Raw genomic sequence first — 375 nt, 5'->3', positions numbered from 1 at the left:
CGCCGAACCGACCGCGGACGCGGTCATCGAGTACTTCAACGCCCTGCCCGAGATGATGAAGGCGTCGCTGGCCTGGGACCAGGGCAGCGAGATGGCGCAGCACGTGAAGGTCTCCCTGGCCACGCAGATGCCGGTCTACTTCGCCGACCCCCACTCGCCCTGGCAACGACCCAGCAACGAGAACACCAACCGGCTCTACCGCGAGTACCTCCCCAAGGGCACCGAGATCCCCGATCACCAGCCCTACCTCACCACCATCGCGGAGGAGATCAACAACCGCCCCCGCCGCCGACTCGGCTTCCTGACCCCGACAGAATCCTTCGCCCGACTACTGGCCGGCGAGCCCCATGTTGCTTCGACGCATTGACACCACCC

The 375-nt window shown here is 66.1% G+C and carries 1 protein-coding gene; it reads left to right on the top strand.

What is annotated here, in order from left to right; genetic code table 11:
* Window positions 1–367: IS30 family transposase (locus ACT3TZ_RS15300; protein WP_444584266.1), on the top strand; the 367-nt coding region annotated here is incomplete at its 5' end.
* Window positions 368–375: the final 8 nt, after the last annotated feature.

It is taken from the genome of Brachybacterium sp. AOP25-B2-12 (genome assembly GCF_052378625.1).
Lineage (GTDB): Bacteria > Actinomycetota > Actinomycetes > Actinomycetales > Dermabacteraceae > Brachybacterium.
Note: the sequence above shows the minus strand (reverse complement) of the source record. Positions and strands in the feature narration are given on the sequence as shown.